This window comes from Streptomyces sp. NPDC007084 (assembly GCF_040703595.1).
Lineage (GTDB): Bacteria > Actinomycetota > Actinomycetes > Streptomycetales > Streptomycetaceae > Streptomyces.
Genome location: NZ_JBEYFY010000079.1, coordinates 1 through 26,770, shown reverse-complemented (window position 1 = coordinate 26,770; position 26,770 = coordinate 1). Strand labels below are relative to the sequence as shown.

Below are 26,770 nucleotides of genomic sequence, written 5' to 3'. Positions count from 1 at the left end.
GCGACGACGCGGAGCGTCGGCAACCGACGACAACGCCGCAGATGTGCGTGCCCTGCCCCGCGACCCGCCACATGATCCAAACGACACGCCCTAGGCGTCACCGGCCTCGCGGGCCGCCTGCTCCAGTCGGTCCCGGTACCGCTGCCAGTCGGCCCGGTCGGCGTCCGGGAGGCTGCCGCCGTCCTTCCTCTCCCCGGCGGCCCCGTCGACCAGCTCCCGCACGATGTCCGCGTGCCCCGCGTGCCGGTGGGTCTCGGCCAGGACTCTCACGACGACGTGATGGAGGGTCACCTCGCTTCGCTCCTCGGGCCACCAGGGCACGTGACCGGTCGCGTCCAGCGCCAGGGACTCGATGGTGCCGTCCGCGTGCTTCCACGCCTCGCGGTACAGGCCGACGATCTGCTCCCGCGACTCCTCCGGGCCGGCCCACATGTCGGCGTTGGGCTCGGTGTCCTTCGTGTACCACCAGGCCGGGGTGTCCTGGTGGCCGAAGTAGGGGCGCCCGAAGGTGTCCCCGAAGTACCCCAGCTCCACGCCGGAGAGGTGTTTCACCAGCCCCAGCAGGTTCGTCCCCGTCGGGGTGAGGGGGCGTCGGATGTCGTACTCCCCCAGCCCGTCGAGCTTCCACACCAGGGCGTCGCGGGCTTCCTGGAGGTAGCGGAGGAGATCGGCTTTGGCGTCGTGATCCATCATGCCGGGCAGTCTCCCACCCGCCACTGACACCGGCTCCCCCTCGACTCCCTCGCGCGTGCCCCGCGCACTCCCGGCGCGCCTCCGGCACACTCCCGGCGCGCTCAGTCGCCGTACACCTCCCGCAGGAAGGTCACGAGGATGGCGGCGAACTCCTCCGGCCGTTCCAGCGACGTGTGGTGGCCTGCCCCTTCCAGGTCGACGGTCCGGCCGTGCGGGACCGCTTCCATGAGAGCGGTGACGGTGTCCAGGCAGGCGGGCGTGTCCAGGGTGCCGTTGACGGCCAGGACCGGTACGGCGATGTCCTGGGCGCGTGCGGCCACGTCCGCCACCGGAACGCTGTGGTCCGGCTCGTCGGGGGTGTGCTTGGCCAGCGTGCGGGTCGCCATCTCCCGTAGGTGGCCGACCAGTTCGGGACCGAGATCCGCGGGGGTGCGGGAGGGGCCCGCCGCCCACCGGGTCAGGCCGTCGAGCCAGCCGGGGATGTCGCCCGCGGCCAGCGCCCGGGTCTGCTCGTCCCGGCGGGCCGCGGACCAGGCGTCACCGGCGTCCGGCTCGCCCAGGCCCCGGCCGCTCACCACCAACGCGCTTACCAGAGAGGGATGTTCGAGGGCGGTGTCGATGGCGATGAGCGCGCCCATCGAGATGCCGACCAGGACGGCCGGGGCGTCCAGACCGAGGTGCCCGAGCAGGGCGGCCAGGTCGTCGGTCTGGCGGAAGGGCCTGCTCGCGTTCGCCGACCGGCCGTGGCCGCGGGCGTCCGGGGCGATGACGCGCCAGCCGTGCCCGACCAGGCGGGGAACGAGGTTGTCGAACTCGGTGTGGTCCGCGAAGCCCGGGTGCAGCAGGACCACGGGGTGTCCTGAGCGGGGGCCCTCGTCGCGGTAGGCCAGCAGGCCGTCCGCGGAGGCGAAGGCGCGGACCCGGGGCACGGGCTCGGCGGTCGAGGAGGGGGCCCTGTTCTTTCTCATGCTCTCCATCACGTTGCCCATCGCGTCGTCCATCATGACAACCAAGGTGTCATAATCGAGCGGTCATGACAACCGAGGTGTCATGATGGGGGTGTGACCGACACCTCCCGTCCTCTCGGCCCCGACGAACTGCCCGAACGGCTCATGGAGGTCTTCGCCCTCGTGGGACCGCTCTACCGGCGCGTCCAGCGCAAGATCGAGCAGGACGCCGCCCCGGATCTGTCCGCCGGGGTCCGCGCCGTGCTCGATCTGCTGCGCGAGCACGGCCCCCTGACCGTCCCCCAGATGGGCCGGGCCCAGTCGCTGAGCCGCCAGTTCGTCCAGCGGATGGTGAACGAGGCCGCGGCCCACCACCTTGTGGAGACCATCCCGAACCCGGCGCACCAGCGCTCCTCGCTGATCCGGCTGACCGACCGAGGCCGTGCCGCCATCACGGCCGCGACCGCCCGCGAGCACGCCCTGCTGCGTCAGGCCGGCGGCGACCTCACCTCCGCCGACGTCGACGCGTGTCTGCACGTACTGGGCCGGATGCTGGAGCTGTTCGAGGACGTCGACCTCGCCCAGGCGGAGCCGCCCCGGGTGAGCTGAGCGGGGACCCGGCCCGGATGTTGTGAACCTTTTTCGATTTTCCGCGAACTTTTCCGTCCGGCCGCTCATCGGACCTCGTGTACGGCACCAGAAGACGGCGCGGGCGCACGGCCGGCCCGCGCCGGTGAACACGAGTGGAGAGCACTGCCATGAGCGACCGCCACAGCACCACCGACCAGACCGCCGCCTCCGGTTCCACGGGAGGTGTCCGCGCCGACCGCCGGCTGCGCCGCACGGCGCTCGCCGCCGCCGCGGTCGCCGCGCTGGGGCTCACCGGGGCGGGCGTCGCGCAGGCCGCGAGCGGCGCCGGCGCGTCCACGGCGAAGTCCACGCCCACCTGTGCCGCCTCCGCGCTCAAGGCGACCTTCGGTACGAAGCTGGCCGGCGGCATGAACCACCAGGGCGTCGTCGTCAGGCTCCGCAACCTCAGCGGCACCACGTGCGCGCTGCGCGGCTTCCCGGGCCTGGGCCTGGAGAACGCGGCCCACAAGACGCTGTCGGCCCACACCCACTGGGGCGACACCTGGTACGCCCGTAACCCGGGGACCAAGACCCTCACCCTCAAGGACGGCGAGAGCGCGGAGGCCGTCGTGTCCTGGACGCATGCCGACACCGGCACGTCCCAGGCCGTGCACGCCTCCTACCTGGAGATCACCCCGCCCGCCGCCACCCGGCACAAGACCCTCGCCTTCCCCGAGTGGGTCGACCACGGCGACCTCCGCGTCACCGCGCTCGCCAAGCACATCGACGTGTCCGGCTGACCTGCTCGGACCGGAGCACACGGCGGCGCGGGGCCACCCTCTCGGAGGGCGGCCCCGCGCCGTTCGGCGGTGTGCGCCGACTACCGGCAACCGGCCGATGACTACTGGACGTTGATCTTGAACGTGCTGGTGGTGTTGCGGATGTCCTGGGCGTTGCCGCTCATCCGCAGGTTGCGGAAGGTCGCCTCGCCCACCGCCGGGCCCTGACCGGGTTCGGGAAGCTCGTTGGCCCAGATGCCGAAGCCGGACTTGGCGTCGAACGCGTCTCCGCTCTTCTTGGAGTTGGTGATGGAGATGTCGGTGAAGATGGTGTCCTTGACCGGGAACTGCGGCTGGCCACCGACGTAGTTGGTCTGGAACATGACGCCTCCGTAGGTGGAGTCGTCGATGTCCACGTCGTTGACCCGGATGCCCTGGAACACCTTCGAGGCGGAGAAGGCCCAGATGGCGGGGAAGACCTGCGTGCCCCAGAAGTGGCCGCCCGTTCTCTCCAGGGAGACGTTCTCGATCGTCGTCGGCTCGGTGCCGAAGCCGTTCATGGCGTAGCCGAAGTCCAGCGAGGAGATCGTGATGCCGGAGTACACGAGGGTGTCCGCCACCCGGATGTTGCGGAAGGTGTTGTTGTAGCCGCCGTAGACGGCTATTCCGGCCGCTCGCCAGGTGAGGGTGGACGTGAGGTTCTCGTAGAGGTTGTTCTTCTCGTCGGCGCCGCCGGCGTCGATCGCCGAGAAGAGCGCGAAGCTGTCGTCGCCGGTGGCTCGGGCGTCGTTGTTGACGACGTGGTTGTCCGTGGAGCCGTTCGTCATGTTGACGCCGTCGGCGAACGTGTCACGGATGCGGGAGTTCTTGATGGTCATGTTGTCGGTGTTGGCGCCCCAGTAGAGGCACACCATGTGCTCGACCCAGACGTTGTCGATGGTGATGTCGGAGACGTTGGAGAAGTCGAACACCTTGCCCGGGCCGTCGATCCGGGACGTGTAGTTGCCGAAGTAGGCGAAGCCGGCGAACGTCGAGCCCTTCGCGGTCGCCTCGGCCCGGAAGCCGACGTCGGTGTTCTCCTGGGAGGACGGGGCGCGGAAGCGGGTGAACCACGGCCCGGCTCCGACGACCTTGACGGCCTTGCCGTAGACCTGGAACTTGCTGGAGGTCTCGTAGTCGCCGGCCGGCAGGTAGACGCCGACCAGCTTGCCCGTGGTGTCCATGCGGACCTTGTCGAGCGCGTTCTGCACGTCCTGGTGCGTGAAGCCGGTCGGGACGGCGTAGGCGGCCGGGTCCGGGTTCGCGGTGGCGGTCGCCTGCTCGGTGTTGACGAAGTCGATGGCGTAGGTGGAGGTGTTGGCGGCGTCCTTCTGCAGCCGGATCTTCGAACCGGCCGGCACGGTCTTGCCGAGCAGCAGGTTCGCCTCGTCGTAGATGTGGCGCGGTGCGCCGGAGCCGGGCGAGTTGCCGGGCGCGGTCTCGCTGCCGTACAGCCAGGCGTACTGCGAGGTGAGGTCGATGGCCTTGAGGAACTGGCCGTCGACGTAGACGTTGAGCGTGGTGTTGGTGCCGTCGGGGATCGAGAAGCGGGTCACCAGGGTGTTGGTGGCCGCGCGGGTGGTCCACTCGACGTACTGGCCGGTGGCGCTGAGGGTGACCGCCTTGCGGCCGCTGGCCTCGCCAGCGATGTCGCCGACGGTCCGGTTCGGGCCGACGACCTTGGCGCCGCCGCCGACGGTGCCGTCCTCGGCCTCGTACATGTCGTACGGCATGTCGGCGCCGCGGCCGACGAACAGGGGCTGGCTGGTGGTGTTGTTGGCGCGCTTGACCGGGAGTTCGTTGGCGTCGTCGGCGATGACGGTCTTGACGGTGTACTTGCCGTTGACGGCCGTCCACGAGCCGAGGCTGACCGGTGCGGTCGTTTGGCCCGCGGCGATGGCGCCGTTGTAGGAGCCGGTGAGCGTCTTGACCGTGGCGCCCTTGGAGTCCTGGATCGTCAGGGTGACGCCGTGGGCGCCGGAGGCGGAGGCGACGCTGCCCTGGTTCTTGATCGCGACGGTGAACTTGACGTCGTCACCGGCCGAGGGGCTGGAGGGGCTCCAGGCGACGGGCGCGGCGAGCAGGTCGGAGCTGGAGACGGGCTTGACGACGAGGGCGTCGGAGCGGACGAAGACGTTGTTCGCCTCGTTCTGCTCGATGACCTTGTTCGAGGGGTCCACCTCGGCGCCGACGGAGTAACTGCCCGCGTCCCGGGCGCCGATGCTCGCGGTGACCGTCTTGGTCTCGCCCGCGGCGAGGGCGGGGACGTCGGCCGTGGCGACCTTGGTTCCGCCGAGGGTGAAGTTCAGGTCGGTGGCCTTGGACGCCTTGGTGCCGCTGTTGGTGACGGTCGCGGTGAGGCTGATCGCGTCCGACTCGACGGGCGCGGCGGGCGTGTTGGTGATGCCGGTGACCTTGAGGTCGGGGTTGGCGGCCGGGGTGCCGATCACCTGGAACTCGGCGACCTGCGCGCCCGGAGCGCCGGTGTTGGAGGTGAACTTGAGCTGGATGTCGGCGGCGGAGCCGGAGACCGGGATGGTCACGGTGTTGCCGCTCGCGGGGTTGAACGTGTAGTCCTTCGCGGCGGCGAGGCTGGTGAAGGCCGTCGCGTCCTGGTCCCGTCCGAGGACCTGGATGTTCTGTGTACGGGTCGCCCACGCCGAGTCCGGGCTGAGCTTGACGACGACCTGGCTCAGGTCGGCGTTGGCGCCCAGCCTGGTGGTGAGGGTGGCCGGGTAGGCGCCGCCGGCGCTCTCCCAATAGGTGCTCGTCGAGCCGTCGTTGGCGTTGGCGGCGACGAAGGTGAAGGTGGAGGAGGAGGCGTCGATCGGCTTGCCCTGGGCGAGGTTGGAGCCGCCGCCGGTGGAGCCGGTCCGGGTGACGCTGTTGCTCGCGGCCGACACGTTCCCGGCGGCGTCCTTCGCCTTCACGTAGTAGGTGACGGTGGCCGTGGCGGAGGGGGTGTCGGTGTACGTCAGGACGTCACCGGCGACGGACTTGAGGAGCTGGTTGTTGGCGTAGACGTCGTAGCCGGTGACCTTGACGTTGTCGCTCGACGCCTGCCAGGTGAGCTTCACGTCGCCGCCGGACTGCGTGTAGGCGAGATTGCCCGGGGCGGTGGGGGCCTGGGTGTCGCCGGACGTTCCCTTGCGGGTGACGCTGTTGCTGTTGGCCGAGACGTTGCCGGCGGCGTCCTTGGCCCGCACGAAGTACGTGATGTCGGTGCCGGCCGGCTGGGTGTCGGTGTAGGTGAGGACGTTCCCGGCGACGCTCGCGCGGAGCTGGCCGTTTGCGTAGATGTCGTAGCCGGTGACGCCGGTGTCGTCGGTCGCCGCGCTCCAGTTGAGCCTGATCTGCCCGGTGGCCGGCTCGGTGTAGCTCAGGTTGGCCGGCGCGGTCGGGGCCTGGGTGTCGCCGGCGGCCGGTCCGTAGACCTCCAGCTCGGACAACTGCCCCGCGGGCCAAGCGCTGTTGGCGGTGATCAGCACGCGCACGTAACGCGTCGTGGTGGTGTCGAGGTTGATGGTCGCCGACTGGTCGGTGCCGCTGTCGAAGGTGTACGCCTTCGAGGCCGTCAGGTCGGTGAAGTTCTGGTTGTCGGTCGAGCCCTGGATCTTGAGTGTCTGACTGCGGCTCGGCCATCCGGAGGGCAGCCGCAGCGCCACCTGGTTCACCTTGACCGAGGAGCCGAGGTCGACCTTGATCCACTGCGGGAAGGCGTTGTTGGTGCTCTCCCAGTAGGTGGCCCGGTTGCCGTCGCCCGCGTTGGCCGCGCCGTACACGTCGGCGTGCCCGCTCTCGGTGAACGGCTTGCCCTGGGCGAGGTTGGGGGTCTGCGCGGCGGCCGTGAGGACCTGCAGCTCGGCGAGCTGGGCGGTGGCGGCGGCCGAGTTGTCGCTGAAGTCGGCGCGTACGTAACGGGCGAGGGTCGCGGGGAAGGAGACCTTCACGGTGTTGTCGTTGCCGGGGCTGAAGACGTACTGCGCCGAGGACTTGAGCGTGGCGAAGCTCTTTCCGTCGGCGCTGCCCTGGAGCGCCAGCGTCTGCCTGCGGGTCTGCCAGTGCTCGGGCAGCCGGAGCACGACCTGGCGGACGCGCCGGGTGCGCCCGAGGTCGGTCTGCACCCACTGGGCGGACTTCTTGCCGGCCTGCCAGTAGGTGTCGCGGTCGCCGTCGGTGACGTTGGCGGCGGCGTGCGCGTCCCGTGCGCTGCCGGCCTTGGTCGCGGCGTCCGCGGCGGTGTCGGGACCGCCGGCCGCTTGGGCGCCTACGGCGGGCAGGCCTAGAACCATGACGGTGGAGGCGAGCACAGCGGTCGCTGCGCGGCGTCTCCACGATCTCGGCTTGTGTCGAGTCATGCGGGGTCACTCCCTGCGGAGGTTCGCGCGCCGGAGGGGCGGCGAGGTCGGCTCGTTCCTGGGCAGAGCGGTGGCGCGGTACGGCGGGCGGGACGGCGGGGGTGCCGTCCCCGGAGAGGCGCGCGACCCCCACAGGGGTGCGCACGCAGGTTCTTGCAATGTTTCATCGCAATATTGCAGAGCAATGCGAGTCCGTCTACGGTCCGTGCGGCACAAGTTTCACCGGCCTCCCGCGGGCCTCGACGGCGAGGGGGCGTCACGTGGTGTGACGTACGGGGCGGGCGGCGGGCGGGCGCTGGGGCCACTTCGCCCCCTCGGGCTGCCGTTCAGAGCGGGCCGATCGAGGGCGGGGGCGGCGGCCGGAGCCGGCTCGCAAGCGAGCGCAAGTCACGCAAGTTATTGCGCTGCTTGGCTGTGCCTGGGAGGTCGATCTCCGCGCCGACCACGCGCAATCGGTTGCGCGAGCCGGACATCGGCGGGACGCGGAGAAGCCCCGCCCGGGGGCGCGCAGCCCGGCGTCGGTGCCCGGGTACCGCCGCGCCACACCAACGCACCTCCGCGGTTGCCGACCGCGGCACCCCCGGCGACCGTGGGGATGCGGAACCTCGCCCGGTTCCGCGTCCGGTGGACCGCGCGGATCGCGCGGTACGTGACGACCTTCCGCCCGAGCGCAAGGGACCCCATCCCATGACCGAGGCCCGCCCCGACCGACCCGGAGCAGACCGGCAGGACCGGCGTTCCGCCGCGACCCCCGGGACGTTCCCGCCGCACCGCGTGGACGGGCGCCTTCGGGACCTTCCCGGTCCGGTGCCGGATCTGCGGCGGACCGGGATCGCGCCGGACCACTGGTATCCCGTGGCGACCTCGCGGAACGTGCGGCGCAACCGGACGTTCGCGACGGCGTTCGCCGGACAGCGGATCGCGCTGTACCGGGGGCGCGGCGGCACCGTCCACGCGCTGGAGGACCGCTGCGCGCACCGGCAGGTGCCGCTGAGCATGGGAGTGGTCGAGGGCGACATCCTGCGCTGCTGCTATCACGCCTGGGCCTACCGGGGCGACGGCCGCATCTCGCAGATCCCGTATCTCCCCAAGGGCTGCGAACGGCCGCCGCGCGGGGTGCGTTCGTATCCGGTCCGCGAGGCGTACGGCCTGGTGTTCGTGTTCCCGGGGGACCCGGCCCTGGCCGAGGCGGCGGCCTTCCCCCGGCTGCCGGAGTACCACTCCCCCGCGCACCGGACGATGACGTTCTCGCGCACGGTGCGCTGCCACTACTCGTTCATGCACGAGAACCTGCTCGACATGAACCACCAGTTCCTGCACCGCAGCGTGCTCGGCAGGATCCGGCCCGAACTGCTCGGCTACGAGAGCGGGCCCCGGCACGTGGAGGCGCGCTATCTCTTCGTGCCCGCCGGAGGCCGCAAGGACCGGGGCGCGGGGCTGCTGTCGGCGGAGGGGGTCGGCGGGCGGGACACGCCCGATGTGATCACCATCCGCACCGAATACCCGTACCAGACCCTCCGGGGCGTGCCGGAGGGCTCCGAACTCCCGGCGTTCTCGCTCTGGGCGGCCTATGTGCCCGAGGACGCGGAGCAGCGCCTCAACCACGCCTACGGTCTGCTCACGATCGCGAAGCCGGCCGTCCCGGGGGCGCTGCATCTGGCGTGGCCGCTCATCCGGCGTTTCACCGAGCGCGTGTTCGCCCAGGACCGGACCGCGGTCGAGGCGGAGCAGCGGGCGTGGGACGAGCAGGGCGAGGACCGCAACCACGAGGTGTTCCCGCTGATCCTCGACCTGCGCGACGTGCTGCGCGACAACGGAGTGCCCTTGCGCCCGGAGGCGACGGCCGGCTGCACGCCGTGCGGGTTGGCCACCCCCTCACACCGGGCCGGGGCGGCGCACGACGGCGAGGCACGTGACGACGGGCCGCGTGACGGCGAGGCGCGTGACAGCGAGGCGATGCGGTCGGCGGCACCGGCGGCGGAGGGCGCGGCCGGGGTGGAGTAGCCGCTCGTGACCGTCGTCGGCCGGGCCCCTCGGCACCGTGTGCGGAAGCAAAGCGGGCACGGGTCCGACGGCTCAGGCGTTGGGGACGGGTGTCTCGCGCTCCGTCACCGGAGTGCCCTCGGTGACGATCTCGGAGCGGCGCTGTCCGCGGTCCATGAGACCGCCCGTGAAGGCGAGACCCAGACCGGCCACGGCGAGGGCCGCGCCGACGAGGTTGGGGGACGCCCAGCCCCAGCCGGCGGAGATGACCAGACCACCGAGCCAGGCGCCGCCGGCGTTGGCCAGGTTGAAGGCGGAGTGGTTGGAGGCCGCCGCCATCGTCGGGGCGTTCTTCGCCTTGGCCATGAGCAGCATCTGCACGGGCGTGGTGATCAGGGAGCCCATCGCGCCGATGAAGGTGATGGTCAGCAGGGCGGGGACGGTGCTGTGGACCGTGAAGTAGAACGTGACCAGGCCGCCGGCGAGCAGGATGAGACCCGCGTACAGGGTCGGGCGCAGGGCCCGGTCGGTGAGCGGTCCGGCGAGCAGGGTGCCGAGGGTCATGCCGACGCCGTAGAGCGCGAGGACCCAGGTGATCGAGGTGCCGGAGATGCCGGTCAGGTGGTTCAGCATGGGCACCAGGTAGCTGTAGACGGCGAAGAACCCGCCGAATCCGACGACCGCGGTGGCCAGGCCGATCGCGACCTGCCGGTTGCCCATCGCCCGCAGTTCGTGGCGGATGCCGGACTGGGGGCCTCGGGGCTGGTGCGGGACGAAGGCGGCCAGGGCCGCCAGGGCTATCAGGCCGATGACGCCGACCGCGCCGTAGGCGGCCCGCCAGCCCAGGTGCTGGCCGAGCGCCGTGACCAGGGGCACCCCGACGATGTTGGCGACGGTGAGGCCGAGGAACATCCTGGAGACCGCTCGCGCCGCCCGCTCCGGGGCGACCAGGCGGGAGGCGACGACGGCGCCCACGCCGAACAGCGCGCCGTGCGGCAGGCCGGCGAGGAACCGGGCCGCGAAGAGCGTGCCGAAGCCCGGGGCGAAGGCGGACGCCACGTTGCCGACCACGAACAGGCCGGTCAGGAGCAGCAGCAGCCGCTTGTGCGGGACGCGCGCGCCGATGCCCGTCAGCACCGGCGCGCCGACGACGACACCGAGCGCGTACGCCGACACGACGTTCCCGGCGTGCGGTACGGACACGTCGATCCCGTCGGCGATCTGGGGCAGCAGTCCCATCGTGGCGAACTCGGTCGTGCCGATTCCGAACGCGATGGCGGCCAGGGCCAGCAGAGCCAGGGGCATGGTGCGGGAGAACCTTTCGGGAACAGCGGGCAGGGGACGCGGGTGCGGGCGGAGAAGGTCCGCCGGCGCCTCCCGGGTCCGGTCGTGCCGAGCGCCATTGCCCGGAGCACCTCAGAGACCAGTGTGAGGCCCCGAGGAGTGCGGTGACGCCACGGGGCCGCACATTCCGCGATCGGTCGGTGGATCGCGGCCGGTGGATCACGGCCCGGCCCGTCGGGGCACCGGCCCTGCCCGCCGCGGGCGGCACCCGCCGTGCCATGATCCCTACTCTCCAGTAAGTGCGTGTCCGGTCGGTCGGGAGGCCCGCAGTGCCCCGTGTGTTCACCGTGAGCAGCAGCATCGTCGTCGACGTGTCCCCCGAGACCGCCTTCCGGGCGGTGAGCTGCCCGGCGGACATGGGCCGCTGGAGCCCGGAGAACCGGGGCACCACCCCCGACTCCCCGTCCGGTCCGGCCACTGTGGGGACCACCTTCGTGGGGCGCAACAAGCGCGGGATGTTCCGGTGGGTGACCCGGTGCAAGGTGACGGCGGCCGATCCCGGCAGCCGCTTCGCCTTCCGTGTCTGCGCGATCGGGATCGGCCGTCCCCGGCTGCGGGCTCCGATCGCGACGTGGGAGTACCGCTTCGAGGCGGTCGACGGCGGTACGCGCGTGACGGAGACGTGGACCGACGACCGCCGCAGGTGGCCGGCTTCCGTCGCCCGGGCCTTCGACTGGGTCGTCACCTCGGGCAGGACGTTCGCCGCCTTCCAGAGCCGCAACATAGAGATCACCCTGCGCAACCTGAAGCGCGAGCTGGAGCACAACCGTTCGGTGTGAGCGGCGCGGTGGCGGAGCGGCGAGATCGGCACACGCCTGACCGAGCGGTGAAGCGGCCCGTCGAAGGGTAGGGACACGGCATGGCACCCGAGCGACGCGACTGGCTGCTGTTCACCGGATGGGCACTGACCGGCGCCGGCTATCTGCTGGCACTGCTGAGCATCCTCTCGATCGGGATCCTCATCCTGCCGATCCCGGTGATCGCCACCGTCCTGCTGGCCAGGCGCCGCGACGCGGGGCGGGGCCTGTCGGGTCTGGTGTCGAGCGCGAGCCCGCCCCTCTTCCTCCTCGCCTACCTCAACCGGCACGGTCCCGGCACCTACTGCACCACGACGCGCTCCGGCGGCAGTTGTACGGACGGGCTGCTCGATCCGCGGATCCTGCTGGCCCTCGGCGTGCTCGCCCTCGTGGGCGGGATCGCGCTGTTCCTCGTGACGCGGCGGCGCACGGCGCTGCGCGTTGCCCCGTCGCGGTTCCCGTGACCGGCGGTGCCGTGGTGGTGGACCGGGGCGGCCCGTGTGAGCCGGTTCCACCACGGGCCGGCCGACGCGCCGGTGGGCCGTGCGGCGATGAGTTCCGGGCGGGGCGGGAGTCTTCTGTCGGTGACCGCGGGACGCCGTCCCGCACGAGACACCTCGGAGGACGCCATCATGACGACCGCACCGGACGAGCCCACCGGCGTGCTGCCCGGACGGCCGCCCGTCGTCGACCTGGCCACCTGGCAGGCCGCCCGTGACGAGCTGCTGGTCCGCGAGAAGGCCCATACCCGGGAGGGCGACGCCATCGCCGCGGCCCTGCGCCGGCTGCCGATGGTGGAGCTGGACGGGACGGTCGAGGTCGTCGGAGCCGACGGCCCGGTGCCGTTCCTGGACCTCTTCCAGGGCCGTGACGAACTCGTCGTGTACCAGCACATGTGGCACGACGGCGCGCCGCACCAGGGGCAGTGCGAGGGCTGTACGACCACCGCGTGGCACCTCAAGGACAGCGTGTACCTCAACGCCCGCGGCGTCTCCTTCGCCGTCCTGACCACGGGCCCGTGGGACGAGGTGGCCCCCTATGTCGCCTTCATGGGCTACACCGAGCCCTGGTATTCGGTACGGGAGGTGCCCGCGCCGGTCGGCGGGGCGATGGGGTACCTCGCCTGCTTCCTGCGCGACGGCGACCGGGTGTTCCTCACGTACTCGACCACGGGCCGTGGCAACGAGCGCGTGAACGGCTCCCTGGCCCTGCTCGACATGACTCCGTACGGGCGCGGCGAGGCCTGGGAGGACAGGCCCGAGGGAGCGACGGGGGCCGGCGAGGCCGGCGAGGCCGGCGAGGGGCACCCGCCGACCAGCGCCCGCCCCTGCTGGTACTGGCGCTCGGACGCGGACGGGAACGCCACCTGGGGTCCGACGAGCCGCCCCGTGCCGCAGTGGACCCGCCCCCGCGCGACGCCCGTCGACACCCTCGGCCGACGGGGCGGCCACCACTGATCCGCCCCCCGCTCCCCCACCGGCCCCACCGGCGGCCTCCGTGAGGGGCCGTCCCGGACCACGGGTGGGGCGGGGCGCACCTTGGGTGAGGGGGGTGCGGCGGGGCCCGGTTCAGGAGTGCGGCGGGGTTCAGTCCCGTGGGGCGGCCGTGCGCAGCAACCGGGCCGCCAGCACGGCTCCGCCGGCCACGGCACCCACGGCGCCCGCCGTCAGGAAGCCGCGGGAAGCGCGCCAGGACAGTACGGACCAGCGGGACTGCGCGGACAGGACGGACCCCGTACTGAGCCAGGACCCCGCCGAGATCAGCGACAGGGACGAACCGATCGACCCGAAGGACAGGGCGCTGCCGATCGATCCGACCGACAGGGCCGAACCGACGGACCCGACCGACAGCACGGAGCCCACCGACCCGATCGACAGGACGGAGTCCTGGGACCACAGCGACAGCACCGAGCCGGAGGAGCCTCGACCGGCCGGCCGTACGGAGAGCTTTGTCATGGGGCCATCCTGCCCGAAAGCCGTCGTCGGCGGTCGTCTTCCAGTGGGTCAGGGACGCGGTGCGGCCTCGCCGATGTCCTGGTGCATATGGCCCATCAGCTCGCCCATCTCGCGGACCTCGGAGGTCGGGTCCTGCGCGTCCTGGGCGGCCCGGCGCAGCCAGTCGGCGGTCGTCAAGGCCAGCGCGGTGGCGTCCTGCTGCCGGTTGTCGCCGAGGAGTTCCTCGATCCGGAAGGCGAGACCGCCCAGCGTCTCGTCGTTGGTCTCCGGTGTGAGATAGCCGCGCAGGCCGGTGGGATAGGGGTTTTGGGACCTGGCCTGCCGCACCGCGTCGAGGACGGCGGGGTCCTCGCTGTAGTGGTCGAGGTGGCCGAGCAGGACGTAGATCCGTGCCGTCAGCCGGGGCAGGCCCGGGTGCCGGTCCAGCCAGGCCATGAGCCGCGGCTGACCGCCGAGGTGGTCGACCAGCGGGGTCAGCGCCTCGACGGACTTGGTGGGGAGGTCCCAGTGGTGGGGGAGCAGCCGGGCCACCTCGTCGGCGAGTACCGCCTCGTCCTCGGGGCCGATCGTGCCGGCGACGAACGCGGCGATCTTCGTGTTGTCCAGGACGAACCCCTCGGGGGTCGCCCTGGGAGCACGCGTCGAGCCACCGTGCCGCCGGCGCAGCAGTTCGCCGGCTGTCGTGAGGAGCGGCTTGTGGTGCACGAGACCTCCTGGTGAACGCTCCCGAGAGCCGGTCGGCCGGCAGGCGGTGGGCGGACCGTGCCGCGGCGTCGGGACGCCGCCGGCCGGTTTCCCGCGCCGGCACCACCACCGTGCGGCCCGGTCGCGCTCTCCGCGCGCCCGGTGACCCGAACGGGTGCGGACGTCGGCCGTCGTGCAACCGCCCGCGATCCCCGGCCTCCGCACGCACGCCGGCCGTCCTGGAACCGCCCGCGACCGCCGGCCTCGGCCCGCCCGTCGGCGCCGGGCGTCACCGGGCCGGCCCGTCGCCCGTTCGGCCGGGTCGTGGCCGCTCGCCGCGCTGGGGAGGCGGGGTGCCCGGGACCGACGGAGCATGGGGAGGTCGGAAGAGACCGCCGGGCAGTGACGGGAGGGCGCACGTGGGTGGTGGGCGGGAGCGCCGTGGCTCCGAGGAGGACGCCGAGGTACGCCAGGTCGAGGCGCTCAACCGGATGGCGGGTCCGGCGGGTGACGGTGCGGCGGACCCCTCGGACCGGCTGCGGGGCCGCGAGGCCGATCTCCTGGTGGGTCACGCCCTGGCTCGGGCCGAGACACTGCGCGAGGCGCTGGCCCTCGTCCCCCGGCTGGCCGACTCCTCGCTGCCGTTGCGCAGCCAGGCGGTGCTGCGGTCGGACCGTGAGCGGCTGCACTGCGTGGCCCGGCTCGGGTTCACGGACTGCGCGGCCGACGACTTCGGCGTCCCGCTCGGTGCCGACCACCCGGGGGCGCAGGCGGTCCGTACCGGAAAGCCCGTCTTCCTGTCCTCGGCGGACGAGTACCGGGCCCGCTTCCCGTCCGTCGGGAAGCCGTGCGAGATCGCGGGGCACGCGGCGTGGGCGTATCTGCCGCTGACCACGTACGGGCAGGTCACCGGCGTCTGGATGGCCGCCTTCAGCGCTCCCACGGAGATGACCGACGGGGTCCGTACGCTGCTGGCCACCGTGGGCCGCCTGCTGGGCCAGAGCATCGAGCGCACGTACACCGACGAGGCGGACCTGGCCCTCTCCCAGAGTCTGCGCAGCAGCATGAGCCGGATCGGTCCCGGCGTCGACGGGCTGAGCGTCGCCGCCCGGTACGTCCCCACCGGCGGCGGGCTCATGGTCGGCGGCGACTGGTTCGACAGCCTCAGCCTGCCCAACGGGCGCCTCGGCCTGGTGATCGGCGACGTCCAGGGTCACGACGTGCACGCCGCCGGACTGATGTCCCAGCTCCGCACGGCGATCCACGCGTACGCGGCGGAGGGGCACGGGCCCGACGCGGTGCTGGTCAGGGCGTCCCAGTTCCTCGCGGCGCTCGACGAGGACCGCTTCGCCACCTGCATCTACCTGGAGGCCGACCCGCTCACCGGGACCCTGCGCATCGCGCGGGCCGGGCATCCGCACCCGGTGCTGCGGCTTCCGGACGGGACCTGTCTGCTCAAGCACCTGAGCGGCGGTCTGCCCCTCGGGCTGAGCCTCGGGGAGGACGACTACCCGGTCAACGTGCTCACGCTGAACGAGGGCGAGATCCTGATGCTGTGCACGGACGGTCTGATCGAGACCGGCGGCCACGATATGTACTCGGGCTGGCTGCGGGTGCGCAACGCCCTGTCGCCCGGGACGCCCGAGGACCTCGACGGCATGGCCGACCGGCTGCTGAACGCGGTCGTCGCCCCGGGCGAGCCGGGGGAACACCCGCAGCTCACATCGCTCACCGAGGACGACATCGCCCTGCTGCTGCTCCGCCGGGACGCGGGCGATCCGCTCGCCGCCCCGCCCGAGAGGCGGCTCTTCCTCACCCTCGAACAGGACCAGGCGCGCGGTCTGTCCGACGCGCGCATGGAGCTTCAGGGGCTGCTGCACGACTGGGCCAGTCCGGACCAGGTGGACACGGCGGTCCTGCTCACGTCCGAGCTGCTCGGCAACGTGCTGGTCCACACCGAGCAGGCCGCCGTGCTGCGGGCCGAGATCAGCGGTTCGCAGGACCACCGCCGGCTGCGGGTGGAGGTGACCGACCGGAGCGACGACGTCCCGCACCGGCGCGCCCCGGGCGAACTGTCCTCGTCCGGCCGTGGCCTGGTGCTCCTCGACCTGCTGGCCCACCAGTGGAACGTCCGGCCGGAGCCGGAGGGCAAGACGGTGTGGTTCGAGCTGGACGAGGACCGGCCCGAGGACATCCCGGCCTGACCGGCCCCCGCGGCGGCGGGCTTCGGGGTGCCCGCCTCGGCGCGCCCCGGCTTACGCCTGCTGGAGGGCCGGCTCCGGCTCGACCTGCTGGGCGGAGGCGGGACGCGGGCCCGGTGCGGCGTCCCAGAGGCCGGTGGTCCGGACGTAGAGATGGATCACCGAGCCGGTGGCGAGGAGGAGGAGCGGACCGAAGACGAAGGGGTGCCGGGCCATCTCCAGGGGGAGCCAGCGATAGGACAGCAGGAGCGCCGTGAAGACGGTCGCCCCGTAGCCGACGAGCTGGACGCCCGAGCGGTCCCAGCCCCGGTCGAAGGAGCGCATCGCCGCCTCGATGGTGAGCGCGAACACCCCGCCGGCCAGCAGGTCGGCGCCGTAGTGGTAGCCGAATCCGAGCGTCGCGGTGAGGGTGGCGACCAGCCAGAAGGTGCCCACCCAGCGCATGGGGCGCGGGGCCTTGCGCGAGTGGATGAAGAGGGTGGTGGCCCAGGCCGTGTGCAGGCTCGGCATGCAGTTGCGGGGGGTGATGCCGTCGAAGGGGATCGCGTGCGGCGCTCCGACCGGCGTCGCCGTGCCGGGCCACAGGTGGGCCACCGCCCACGGGCCGCCCTCGGCGCTGTAGGCGAAGACCGGACCGACCACCGGGAAGATCATGTAGATCGCCGGGCCGAGCAGCCCTATGACGAGGAAGGTCCGCACCAGGTGGTGGCCGGGGAAGCCGCGTTCGGCGGCGACGTTGCGCAGTTGGTAGAGCCCGAAGAGGGCCGCCGCCAGCGGGAGCTGGCCGTAGACCGCGTTGAGGAGATGGGTGCCGATCGGGTCGGTGGCCTCGACGAGACGGCCGACCAGCCACGAGGGGTTGCCGAGCGCGTGATCGGCGGTCGCCACGTACGGGTCGAGCACGTCGTGGCGGGTCTTCGAGGTGATGAGCAGCCAGGTGTCGCCGGTCTTGTGCCCGCCCACCAGCAGCAGGCCCAGCCCGACGCCCTTCAGCAGCAGGGCGCGTTCCCGGCCGGTGCGGCGGACGAAGGCCACGACCGCGCAGCCGAGCATCACCCACAGCGCGCCGCTGCCGAAGTTGAGGTCGGCGCCGGCCGCCCACCGCACCAGCGTGAGGACGACGTCGATGCCGATCGCGGTGCCGGCCGCGACGAACCGCTGCCGCCAGGTGAGCACGACCATCATCAGGGCCAGACCGGCGTAGAGCAGCGGCCCCGAGTGCGGGGCGAGCACCATCTCCCGCCCCAAATTGGTGATCGGACCCGGTTCGCCGTACCGCCGCGCGACGATCTCCAGCGCGATGAGGAATCCCAGGGTCGCCACACAGGCCGCGGACCACAGATCCGCCTGGGGCCGACGCCGTACGGCGGACACGAGTCCACTGCCTGTTCTCGGGGGCTTGCGCGGTGTTGCAGATATCAACTGTTCGGCCGATGTGTTAGGTGACGGTCATCCAGGGCTCACCCTTCTGGCTAGACGGCATCCTGTTCTAGTGAAGGTCGGGCGATCAGGATGATCACCGTGAGTCCCATGATGTTATCGGAGCGGTGCACGTACCCCGAAGGGGCCGGACGGATCGGTGCCGGCGGCGAGTGCGGTGAGTTTCGCGTCCGGGAGGAGTCTCCACACCGCAGGACAGCGCGGTACCACTCCCTCGATGAGAAAGAGGTCTTCGCCATGACCATCACACGCGTTCTCGCGGTCGCCCCGGTGAGTGACATCGAGCGGGCGGTGGCCTGGTACGAGCGGCTGCTGGGCCGGCCCGCCGATCTGCGGCCGATGCCCGGCCTCGCGGACTGGCACCTCACCTCGACGGGCTGGGTCCAGGTGTTCCAGGACCCGGAACACGCCGGTTCGACGCTGCTCAACCTGAACGTGGACGACCTCGACAAGGCGCTGGCCGACCTCGCGGAGCGCGGGCTCACGGCCGGGGACGTCCAGCCCGGAGCGCGGACCGTACGGTTCGCCGCGCTCCACGACCCCGACGGCAACCGGATCACGCTGATCGAGAACCCCGTCGAATAGAGCCGCCGGCGGCCGGCGGTACCCGAGAACCGGGCCCGCCGCCGAGCCGGGCGGTCAGATGCGCTGCCCCCGAGTCAAGGGGGTGACCCGCGTCAAGGGGGTAAGCGGACAGGCGGTCAGATGGTCCGGAATTGCGGGCCGTACGTCTTCTGGGTGCCCGGGATCGGCATCTCCATCAGCTCCACGGCCGGCGACTCCAGCCTGCCCATGCCGCGTACCGCCGCGGCCAGCGCCTTCGCGTCGCCGTCGGCCCACGCGGCGTCGAGCGAGTCCAGCATGGCCGTGTACGCGCTGTCGAAGGCGTCCAGGAGCCGCCGGGCCGCGTCGGGCGGGCTGTCCCAGCCGCCGGCCGGGACCCGGGCCATGGGCCGGGCGTCGGGGAAGGGCACGACGGCCCCGCTGTAGCGCCAGTCGCCGCCTTCCTCGCGCAGTTGCCGGCCGTGGTAGATCTCCGCGAAGGCGTAGTAGTGGGCCACGTGGTCGTCGCCGGGCGCGTCCGCCGGTGAGCCGGACGAGCCCTCGCCCTGTTCGCGGATGGCGTCGATGGCGTTTTCGACGTCGTCGAGGGTGGTGACCAGGGGGAGTTCGTCCACGCCGACGCGCCGGCGCAACTGCCGGGCCGTGGACAGGTCGGGTGCGGTCGACCGGAACGTCCGCAGCAGCTCCTCGTAGAACAGGCCGATGCTGAGGGGGTCGTCGGCGCTGTCGGCGAGGGGGGCCGCGGGCGCCTCGATGGCCATCATCACGTCGTGCACGAACGGCTTGGTCAGGCCGGACAGGTAGACGGTGAGCCCGGGGTGCACCCCGCCGGGGAGCGGGCCCGGGTAGACGGGTGCCGCCGCCCTGATGGCGGGCCGCCCGCCCACCGCGACGAGCAGGTTGCAGACCACGCCGAGGTGGTACATCTCGTCCAGCACGACACGGCGGATGAGCTGGGCGGCCTCGCTCTTGCGGTCCTGGACGGACCACCAGCCGCACAGATAGGGCGGGATGGTGGCGAACTCGATCTGTACCGCGATCCGAAGGGCCGACTGGAGCCAGTCGTCGCGGCGGTGCCTGAGCGGGACGGCGAGCAGGCGTTCCGCCGGTCCGCGCTCCGGGGCGGGGAGCCGCCCGGGAGCCGAGCGCCGCGACGCCTGGGCTGTGGAGGACGCCGCGACCGGCGCGGCGGCGGCCAGCGCGGCCGACGCCAGGAAGCCCCGGCGCCCGAGGGAAGCGCCCGCCGGTTCCTCGGGGGTTCTTCTGGTCTCCGTCACCGCAGCCTCCACGCTCGCCCGGGCACGGGCCTCACCCGCGGGCCGGGAGGCCGCCGACGATCATGAAGCTAACAGCCGGGGCGCGCCCCGCCCCCGTGCCCGGACCGCGTGGCGCGCCCTCTCCCCACAGACAGCCCAGCGGCGGACAAGCGGGCGGCGGCTCCCGGCACGGTGACGTCCCGGTGGCTCGCGGCCCGGGCGCGACGGACGCCGTATGGTTCCTGGAGCAGGTAGTTTCCTCATGACAACTGATCGAGGTCGGGACGGGTACAGGCCGTCCTCACGCGGCTCGGAGGAAGAAGCGGAGGCCATGCCGGAAGAACCCGAGCAGGCGGAGCGGGACGTACACGGGCCGGACCCGGGGCGGGTAGCCGACGGCTGGCCCGCGGAACTGCACGGCCTCTGGCTGGCGGCCAACGGCGTCCAGGACGTCACCGATCTCGCCCACCTGGTGTACCGGGCGCTGCTGACCCAGCCCGGCGCGGTCGTCGCGGGCGGTGTCCGCTGGGACGCGCGGGGGCTGATCTACAGCAGGACGCTGACGGCGGCCATGACGGCCCCCGACACCCGCCGTCCGCCGGCCGGTGAGCGCCGGCCGGTCGGCGAGGAGATCCGCCGGCACGGCGACGCCGCCGCCGACGGGCCCGTGGTCATCGAGCACGACGGCTCGGCACTCGACGCCTCCCTCTGGCCCGGCGAGCCGGGGCAGGCGTTCCGCGCGGCCGGCACGGTGCTGGAGTGCGTGTTCCCGCTCGGCACCGACCGGGCGGCTCTCTGGCTGGGCCTGGACAGCCGGCCCGAGGATGTTCCGGCCGTACGGACCCGGCTGGAGCAGGTCGCGGAGATCCTGATGGCGAGCAACCACCGCCTGCTGGTCCACCGGGCGCACGAGCGGCGGCAGGTCGAGGACGCGTTCCTCGCCGAGGCGTCGCTCCAGATGGACTCCAGCCTGGACGTCGAGGAGACGCTGCGCCGGGTCGCCCGGCTGGCCGTACCGGCCATGGCGGAGGGCTGTGTCGTCCATCTCTTCGGCGCCGACGGCAGCCTCGCACCGGTGGCGTCGGCGCATGTGGCGGCGCCCGCGCAGGACTGGCTGGCGGAGGTGTCGCTGCACGACGCGTGGCTCGGCAAGGCGCTGCGCGGCGCCTCGGAGCGGGCCGAGGGCGCGCTGCTGCGCGGCGCCGACCTGTCCGGCGGCCCGTTCGGCCCCGGTTCCGAGGGCCACGGGGCCGCCGTCCGCGTGGTGAGCGTCAGCCCGCTGCGCGCGCGGGGACGGACCCTTGGCACCCTGACGTTCCTGCACCACAATGCCGAGGGCGTCGAGAACCTGCGCATGCTCGGCGACCTCGCCGGACGCGCCGCTCTCGCCATCGACACCAGCACCCTGTACGAGCAGCGGCGCCGCCATGTGGAGATCCTCCAGCGGCATCTGCTCCCCCGGGAGCTGCCGGAGGTCCCCGGGCTGGTCCTGAGCAGCGCCTACGAGGTGGCGGACGACTCGCTGGAGGTGGGCGGCGACTTCTACGACGCGGTGGTCACCGCCGACGGCCGGCTCGCCCTGATCATCGGGGACGTGTGCGGGCGCGGTGCGGAGGCGGCGGCGCTGACCGGTCTGGCGCGGCACACCCTGCGGACGCTCCTGGAGGACGGGACCGCGCCCGGACAGGCGCTGGCCCGGCTGAACCGCGCGCTCATCGCCGAGCGCAGTTCCCGGTTCGTCACCGCGCTCGTGGCACTGCTCATCCCCGTGTCGGACGGCTGGGAGGTCGAGCTGGCCAACGCCGGGCATCCGCGGCCGGTGGTGCGGAGCGCGGACGGCACGGTGGTGGAGGAGCTGAAGGCGGGAGGCGTACTCCTCGGTGTGATGCCCCGGGCCGAGTACGCGCCCTTCCGGCTGACGCTCGGCCGGGGTGAGTCCCTGGTGCTGTTCACGGACGGGCTGCTCGAAGCGCGGGGCGCGGACGGCAGCTTCTTCGAGGAGCGGCTCGCGGGCGCGGTCCGCCGCATCGGCCAAGGGCCTTCCGCGGCCGACCGGTTGGTCTCGCTGGCGTCGGAGTTCCGCGCGGCGGGCGACGACGACACCGCCGTACTGATCGCCGAGGTGAGGGAGTGAGCATGGGGCACGTGGACGGGGGCGGCCGGCGGGTCGACAACCAGTGGATTCTCGTGGTGGAGGACTCCGCGGAGGACGCCGAGGCCATCGAGCGGGCGCTGCGGCGCACCCATCCGGATCTGCGGCTGGAGTTCACCGACCACGGTGAGGGGATCGCCGAACGGCTCCTGGCCGCGGCCGAGTTGCCCGGTCTGGTGCTGCTCGACCTCAACATGCCGGGGCTGAGCGGGCACGCGGTGCTCGGCGCGATCCGCGCGCATCCGCAGCTCGCGGAGGTGACGTTGATCGTGTTCACCTCGTCCACGGCGCCGGCCGAGGTCGACGCCTGCTACGCGGCGGGCGCCGACAGCTACATCTACAAGCCGGTGAACTTCGCTCTCTTCCGGACCGTCCTCAAAGGGGCGATCGACTACTGGCAGCAGACCAAGGGTCAGGAGGACTCGGGGGCCGGTGCTCCGGGGTCGCCGAGCGTGAAGTAGAAGGCCGTCCCCCGGCCCGGTTCGCTCTCCAGCCACAGGCGTCCGCCGTGGCGTTCCACGATCCGTTTCACCACGGCGAGTCCCACACCGGTTCCGCCGCCGTACTCGGCCGGTCCGTGCAGCCGCCGGAACAGGTCGAAGACCTCGTTCTGCCGGCCGGCCGGGATACCGATGCCGTTGTCCCGTACGACGAGGGCCCGTTCGCTTTCCGCGCCGTCCCGGGCGGGCACGGTCTCGACGGCGATCTCGACCGTGCGGTCGGGGCGGTCGGCGGCGTACTTGGCGGCGTTCACAAGCAGGTTGACGAGGATCTCGTAGAGCCGGTCGGCGTCCGCGCGGACCCGGCCCAGGGCGGGCGGCCGGAGGACGGTGACCCGCTCGTCGTCGAGGCGCGGGCCCGCCACCTCCAGGGCGGTGTCGACCACCTCGTCCAGTGAGACGTCGTCCCGTCGCAGTCCGCCGCGGCCCAGCCGGGCGTAGTGCAGAAGGGAGTTGAGGAGTTCGTCCATACGGCCGGCCAGCCGCCGCATGGTCTCCAGCCGCCGCACGCTGGTCGCGTCGAGGTCGCCGGCCGCGTCCTCCAGGGTGAAAGTGGCGGCGTTCGAGATGCCGCGCAGCGGTTCCTTGAGGTCGTGGGCGGCGGCGTGGGCGAAGGAGTCCAGATCCACGTTGATCATGCGGAGTTCGTCGTTGAGGCGGCCCAGTTCGTTCGCGTGGCGCAGGACCAGGCCGGTGAGCAGGCGCCACATCTCCAGGGCCGCCGACTGGTCCTGGGCGGTCCACGGCAGGCTGCGCCCGCGCATCACGGACCGGAAGACAGCGCCCGAGCCACGGGGGGTGAGCCGTTCGCCGCGGGGGCCGACGCGGACGGGTGCCGCCGGGTCGGCGGCCCACTCGCGGGGCATCGGCCGCTCCGCGCGGGTCCAGGCCAGGAACTCGCCGGATCTGCCGAGCGAGACCATCAGCAGGCCCGCGGGCCCGTCCGCCCGGACGTCCGGTTCCTCCTCCGCGTCGGCGGCCAGGACTTCGGGCAGCCGGTCCGTGGACCATACGGTGCCGGGCGTCATGAGGGCGGCGCGGCGGCGCAGTTCGGCGGCCAGTTGGTCGGGGAGCGGCAGTCCGGCGGTGACCACGCGGCCGGCGCGCGCCAGGGCGACCCCGTCGGCGTTCGCCAGCCCGCGGAACGCGTCCTCGTGGCGCAGCAGGGAGGCTTCCACGTCGGCGTCGAGAAGTTCGGCGACGGCACCGGCGCGGGCGCCGGAGCGGGCGAAGCCGTCGGCCCGTTCGCGCTCCTCGATGGCGGCCAGTTGCAGGGAGAACGCGGCGCCGAACAGCTCGCAGGCGGAGCGGACCTCCGGTGCCAGGACCTTGGGGGCGGCTCCGTGGCAGGCGATGAGGCCCCACAGGCTCCCCTCGCGCAGCACGGAGACGGACATGGACGAGCGGACGTCGATGTTGCGCAGGTACTCCAGGTGGAACGCGGAGACCGTGCGCAGCGCCGCGCCCGACAGGTCCAGCGGCTGCCCGGTGCCCGGCCGGATCTCGGGGTAGAGGCGGACGGTCGGGTCGTCCACGTCGGTGATGACCCGGATCCAGTTGTCCTGGTAGAGCCGGCGGGCCTGCGGGGGGATGTCGGTGGCGGGGAACCAGAGTCCCAGCCACGGTTCCCACGCCTCGGTGACCTCCTCGGCCACCACCTCGCCGGGTCCGTCGGGGCCGTCGAAGCGGTAGGCGACGACGCGGTCGAAACCGGTCAGCGCCCGGATCTCCTTGACGGCGGCGTGGCAGCAGTCCGCGACCGTGGCCGCGGACCGCATCCGGGCGAGGGCCCGGCGGACGCCCTGGTAGAAGCCGGAGAAGCGGAACGCCTCGCGCTCGTCGCGCGGCTCGAACTCCAGGACGAGCAGGGTGCCGCTGCGGTGGGCGGACAGGTCGAAGGTGCCGTGTGCGGAGGCCTCGCCGGCCGTCACGGGCAGTGCGGCGGACGGCGCGTCCTCGCCGCTGGTGGCCTCCAGTGCCTCGGCCCAGTCGGCGGCTTCCAGGACGCGGGTGACGGGGCCGCCGACCAGATCCTCGGCCGGCACACCGAGCAGGGAGCCGGTGTTCGCCGCCGCCGTGTCGACCACGCCGGTGGCCGCGTCGACGGCGAGGAGGGTGCCGTACGACTGGACGCCGCCCAGGAGGTGGATCGGCTCGCGGACGCACTCCGCCAGGTCGAACGCGCCCGGTACCGCCCGCTCCGCCGCCCGGGCCCGCCGCGACAGCCAGTCCTCCGCCACGCGCCCGCACCTCCGCTTTGAGCCGATCGTTCGTTCCCGCGCATCCTCCCCCACCGGTGGACGGACGGCACACGCGACACCTGCGGCGCACCTCACCGCCCGGACCACACCGCGCACCGCGCCCGGCTCGTGGCCGGTGGTCCCGGCCTCGGTCTCCGTCCCGGTTCCGAGCCCGATCCCGGTTCCGAGCCCGATCCCGGTTCTGGTTCCGGTTCCGGTTCCGCTCCCGCTCCCGCTCCCGCTCCCGCTCCCGCTCCCGCAATGGTCGTCCAGGCAAACTGCACAGGTAAACTGGACATCCTGGGCCGGCGATCCTAGGCTGGGAGCATGAGTGATGATCGTGGGCTGTCGCCCTCAGCCGTCCGGGCCTCGCAGCAGGTCAGGGCCGTGATCGGGCGGCTGCGCCGTCGTATCCGGGCCGCCGGGAGCACCGAAGACCTCAGCCTCACCCAGGGATCGGTCCTGGCGCGGCTCACGGACGTCGAGGGGCTCACGACCAGCGACCTCGCCGCCTGGGAGGGCATGCGCCACCAGTCGATGGCCGCCACGGTGGGCGCCCTGGAAAGCCGGGGCCTGGTGGAGCGGCGCCGCGATCCCGCCGACGGCCGCCGACTGCTGATCGCGCTCACCGCCGAGGGGCGCGCGCGGGCCGAGGCCGGCCGGCAGGCGCGCGGCGAGTGGCTCGCCGCCGAACTGCAGCACAAGTGCACCGAGGAAGAGCGCCGGACCGTGATAGCGGCCATGGACGTACTGGAGCGACTTGTCCGTGACTGACCAGAGCACCGCCGTAACCGGCGACACCAGGAGGTCCGGTTTCGACCGGCGGCTGCTGCCGCCGATGATGCTGGGTTCGATCCTCAACCCGGTCAACTCGACCATCATCGCCGTCGCGCTCGTGCCCATCGGGGTCGCGTTCGGGGCGCCGGCCTCGCAGACCGCCTGGCTCGTCTCGGCCCTGTATCTGGCGACCGCGCTGGGGCAGCCGATCGTCGGCCGGCTGATCGACATCTTCGGCCCCCGGCGTCTGTTCCTCCTGAGCACCACCCTCGTGGGCGTCGCCGGTGTCGTCGGCACCCTCGCCCCGAACCTCGGCGTGCTCATCGGGGCGCGCGTCCTGCTCGGGTTCGGTACGTGCGCCGGGTACCCCGCCGCCATGGCCCTGCTGCGCGCGGAGGCCGAACGGACCGGGGAGGACAGCCCCGCGGGCGTGCTGACCACGCTGGCGGTGACCAACCAGACCATCGCCGTGGTGGGACCGCTGCTGGGCGGTCTGCTGATCGGGCTGGGCGGATGGCGCTCGACGTTCGCGCTCAACATCCCCCTCGCCGTGGTCGCGGTCGTCCTCGGCGCGCTGCGACTGCCCCGGCAGGCACGGCCGCAGGCGGCCCGGCGCGGAGGCCTGGCCGCCGAGATCGATCTCCCGGGCATGGCCCTGTTCGCCGCCATGCTGTTCTCGCTGCTGCTGTTCCTGATGAACCTGCGGGCCGGCCTCTGGTATCTCCCGGTGATCACCCTCGCCGCCGGTGCCGCCTTCACCGTGCGGGAGCTGCGCGCGAGGACGCCGTTCATCGATCTCAGGGTCCTCGGCGGGAACGCTCCGCTGCTGGCCACCTACGGGAGGGCGCTGGTCGCCTACGTCGTGTCGTACGCGTTCCTCTACGGGTTCACCCAGTGGACGGAGGAGAGCTACGGGCTCTCGCCGTTCCACGCGGGGCTGGTGCAGATCCCGATGTTCCTGGTCGGGATCTGCGTGTCGGTGACCGTCGGGCGGCGCGGCGGGGTCCTCGGCAAGCTTCTGCTGGGCGGCGTCGGCCAGATCGTGGCCTGCCTGCTGATGCTGACGCTCACCCCGGCGAGCCCGGTATGGGCCCTGGTCCTGCTGGCCGTCGTCTTCGGTGTGCCCCAGGGCTCGAACAGCCTGGCCCTGCAGAACTCCGTCTACTTCCAGTCGGACCCCGCACGCACCGGCTCCTCCGCCGGCCTGCTGCGGACGTTCGCCTACATGGGGTCGATGATCGCCTCCTCGGCCACCGCCGCGTCCTTCGACGAGCGGGCCGGCACCGGGGGGATGCACCACCTGGCCTGGATCATGCTCGGCGCCGGAGTGCTGTTCCTGCTCACCACCGTCTTCGACCGGAGCCTGCGCGGGCTGGCCGCCGGCACCGGCGAGGACGACTAGGGCGTGTCGTTTGGATCAGGTGGCGCCGGAGTGCGGCGCCTTGTCGGCTGGGCCGAGCGGGGCAGGGTGCGTGCAGCTGCAAGGCGGAG

General features: G+C 72.6%; 21 protein-coding genes. 12 read left to right on the top strand and 9 right to left on the bottom strand.

Annotation, left to right across the window (positions count from 1 at the left end; genetic code table 11):
- Positions 1-90: 90 nt before the first annotated feature.
- A complete protein-coding gene (locus AB0912_RS33490) occupies positions 91-693 on the bottom strand; it encodes a DinB family protein (protein WP_366706636.1) in 603 nt (200 codons plus the stop codon).
- Between the two features lie 101 nt (positions 694-794).
- Entirely contained in the window at positions 795-1,661 is an 867-nt protein-coding gene (locus tag AB0912_RS33485) for an alpha/beta hydrolase (RefSeq protein WP_366706640.1), read from the bottom strand.
- Positions 1,662-1,754: 93 nt separating this feature from the next.
- On the opposite strand from AB0912_RS33485, the gene AB0912_RS33480 reads away from it, so the two are divergent.
- Both AB0912_RS33480 and AB0912_RS33475 read left to right on the top strand, forming a co-directional pair.
- Positions 1,755-2,249: a MarR family transcriptional regulator gene (locus tag AB0912_RS33480; RefSeq protein ID WP_366706634.1), complete on the top strand. Its 495-nt coding sequence runs from the start codon at positions 1,755-1,757 to the stop codon at positions 2,247-2,249.
- A 149-nt stretch (positions 2,250-2,398) separates the two neighbouring features.
- The gene (locus tag AB0912_RS33475) at positions 2,399-3,010 is read left to right on the top strand and encodes a DUF4232 domain-containing protein (RefSeq protein ID WP_366706632.1); all 612 of its coding nucleotides are present in this window, start codon (positions 2,399-2,401) and stop codon (positions 3,008-3,010) included.
- 101 nt (positions 3,011-3,111) lie between these two features.
- Here the strand turns inward: AB0912_RS33475 and AB0912_RS33470 are convergent, their stop codons facing one another.
- On the bottom strand, positions 3,112-7,386 hold the full coding sequence (locus AB0912_RS33470; protein WP_366706630.1) for a discoidin domain-containing protein: 4,275 nt from the start codon (positions 7,384-7,386) through the stop codon (positions 3,112-3,114).
- A 687-nt stretch (positions 7,387-8,073) separates the two neighbouring features.
- Here AB0912_RS33470 and AB0912_RS33465 point away from each other — a divergent pair.
- Complete coding sequence (locus AB0912_RS33465; protein ID WP_366706628.1) at positions 8,074-9,390, top strand: aromatic ring-hydroxylating dioxygenase subunit alpha; 1,317 nt, start codon at positions 8,074-8,076, stop codon at positions 9,388-9,390.
- A gap of 72 nt (positions 9,391-9,462) precedes the next feature.
- Here AB0912_RS33465 and AB0912_RS33460 read toward each other — a convergent pair whose 3' ends face one another.
- Complete coding sequence (locus tag AB0912_RS33460; RefSeq protein WP_366706626.1) at positions 9,463-10,674, bottom strand: MFS transporter; 1,212 nt, start codon at positions 10,672-10,674, stop codon at positions 9,463-9,465.
- Between the two features lie 308 nt (positions 10,675-10,982).
- On the opposite strand from AB0912_RS33460, the gene AB0912_RS33455 reads away from it, so the two are divergent.
- The 3 genes from AB0912_RS33455 to AB0912_RS33445 all read left to right on the top strand — a co-directional run bounded on the left by AB0912_RS33455 (position 10,983) and on the right by AB0912_RS33445 (position 12,967).
- Positions 10,983-11,492: an SRPBCC family protein gene (locus AB0912_RS33455; protein ID WP_366706624.1), complete on the top strand. Its 510-nt coding sequence runs from the start codon at positions 10,983-10,985 to the stop codon at positions 11,490-11,492.
- 80 nt (positions 11,493-11,572) lie between these two features.
- On the top strand, positions 11,573-11,974 hold the full coding sequence (locus AB0912_RS33450; RefSeq protein WP_366706622.1) for a hypothetical protein: 402 nt from the start codon (positions 11,573-11,575) through the stop codon (positions 11,972-11,974).
- Positions 11,975-12,142: 168 nt separating this feature from the next.
- Positions 12,143-12,967 carry a DUF899 family protein gene (locus AB0912_RS33445; RefSeq protein ID WP_366706620.1) on the top strand — a complete coding sequence of 275 codons (825 nt, stop codon included), beginning with the start codon at positions 12,143-12,145 and terminating at the stop codon, positions 12,965-12,967.
- A gap of 129 nt (positions 12,968-13,096) precedes the next feature.
- On the opposite strand, the gene AB0912_RS33440 is transcribed toward AB0912_RS33445, so the two are convergent.
- Positions 13,097-13,465, bottom strand: coding sequence for a hypothetical protein (locus tag AB0912_RS33440; protein ID WP_366706618.1), 369 nt, complete (start codon positions 13,463-13,465; stop codon positions 13,097-13,099).
- 48 nt (positions 13,466-13,513) lie between these two features.
- Positions 13,514-14,170, bottom strand: coding sequence for a hypothetical protein (locus AB0912_RS33435; protein ID WP_366706616.1), 657 nt, complete (start codon positions 14,168-14,170; stop codon positions 13,514-13,516).
- A 398-nt stretch (positions 14,171-14,568) separates the two neighbouring features.
- On the opposite strand from AB0912_RS33435, the gene AB0912_RS33430 reads away from it, so the two are divergent.
- Positions 14,569-16,353, top strand: a complete 1,785-nt coding sequence (locus AB0912_RS33430) for a SpoIIE family protein phosphatase (RefSeq protein ID WP_366706614.1) — start codon at positions 14,569-14,571, stop codon at positions 16,351-16,353.
- A gap of 51 nt (positions 16,354-16,404) precedes the next feature.
- Here the strand turns inward: AB0912_RS33430 and AB0912_RS33425 are convergent, their stop codons facing one another.
- The gene (locus tag AB0912_RS33425; RefSeq protein ID WP_366706612.1) at positions 16,405-17,724 is read right to left on the bottom strand and encodes a phosphatase PAP2 family protein; all 1,320 of its coding nucleotides are present in this window, start codon (positions 17,722-17,724) and stop codon (positions 16,405-16,407) included.
- Between the two features lie 303 nt (positions 17,725-18,027).
- Between AB0912_RS33425 and AB0912_RS33420 the strand changes: the two genes are divergently transcribed.
- Positions 18,028-18,375, top strand: coding sequence for a VOC family protein (locus AB0912_RS33420; protein WP_366706610.1), 348 nt, complete (start codon positions 18,028-18,030; stop codon positions 18,373-18,375).
- 116 nt (positions 18,376-18,491) lie between these two features.
- Here AB0912_RS33420 and AB0912_RS33415 read toward each other — a convergent pair whose 3' ends face one another.
- Positions 18,492-19,631 carry a ferritin-like protein gene (locus AB0912_RS33415; protein ID WP_366706608.1) on the bottom strand — a complete coding sequence of 380 codons (1,140 nt, stop codon included), beginning with the start codon at positions 19,629-19,631 and terminating at the stop codon, positions 18,492-18,494.
- A gap of 310 nt (positions 19,632-19,941) precedes the next feature.
- Between AB0912_RS33415 and AB0912_RS33410 the strand changes: the two genes are divergently transcribed.
- Positions 19,942-21,744, top strand: a complete 1,803-nt coding sequence (locus AB0912_RS33410) for a GAF domain-containing SpoIIE family protein phosphatase (RefSeq protein WP_366706606.1) — start codon at positions 19,942-19,944, stop codon at positions 21,742-21,744.
- 2 nt (positions 21,745-21,746) lie between these two features.
- Positions 21,747-22,223, top strand: a complete 477-nt coding sequence (locus AB0912_RS33405; RefSeq protein ID WP_366706604.1) for a response regulator — start codon at positions 21,747-21,749, stop codon at positions 22,221-22,223.
- Here the strand turns inward: AB0912_RS33405 and AB0912_RS33400 are convergent.
- Positions 22,175-24,502 (bottom strand): ATP-binding protein, encoded by a 2,328-nt coding sequence (locus AB0912_RS33400; RefSeq protein ID WP_366706602.1) that lies wholly within the window; start codon positions 24,500-24,502, stop codon positions 22,175-22,177. The two genes, AB0912_RS33405 and AB0912_RS33400, sit on opposite strands and share 49 nt — an antisense overlap.
- Positions 24,503-24,829: 327 nt before the next feature.
- Here AB0912_RS33400 and AB0912_RS33395 point away from each other — a divergent pair, with 327 nt between their 5' ends.
- Positions 24,830-25,276 (top strand): MarR family transcriptional regulator, encoded by a 447-nt coding sequence (locus AB0912_RS33395; protein ID WP_366706600.1) that lies wholly within the window; start codon positions 24,830-24,832, stop codon positions 25,274-25,276.
- Positions 25,277-25,340: 64 nt separating this feature from the next.
- Positions 25,341-26,681, top strand: coding sequence for an MFS transporter (locus AB0912_RS33390; protein ID WP_366706638.1), 1,341 nt, complete (start codon positions 25,341-25,343; stop codon positions 26,679-26,681).
- Positions 26,682-26,770: the final 89 nt, after the last annotated feature.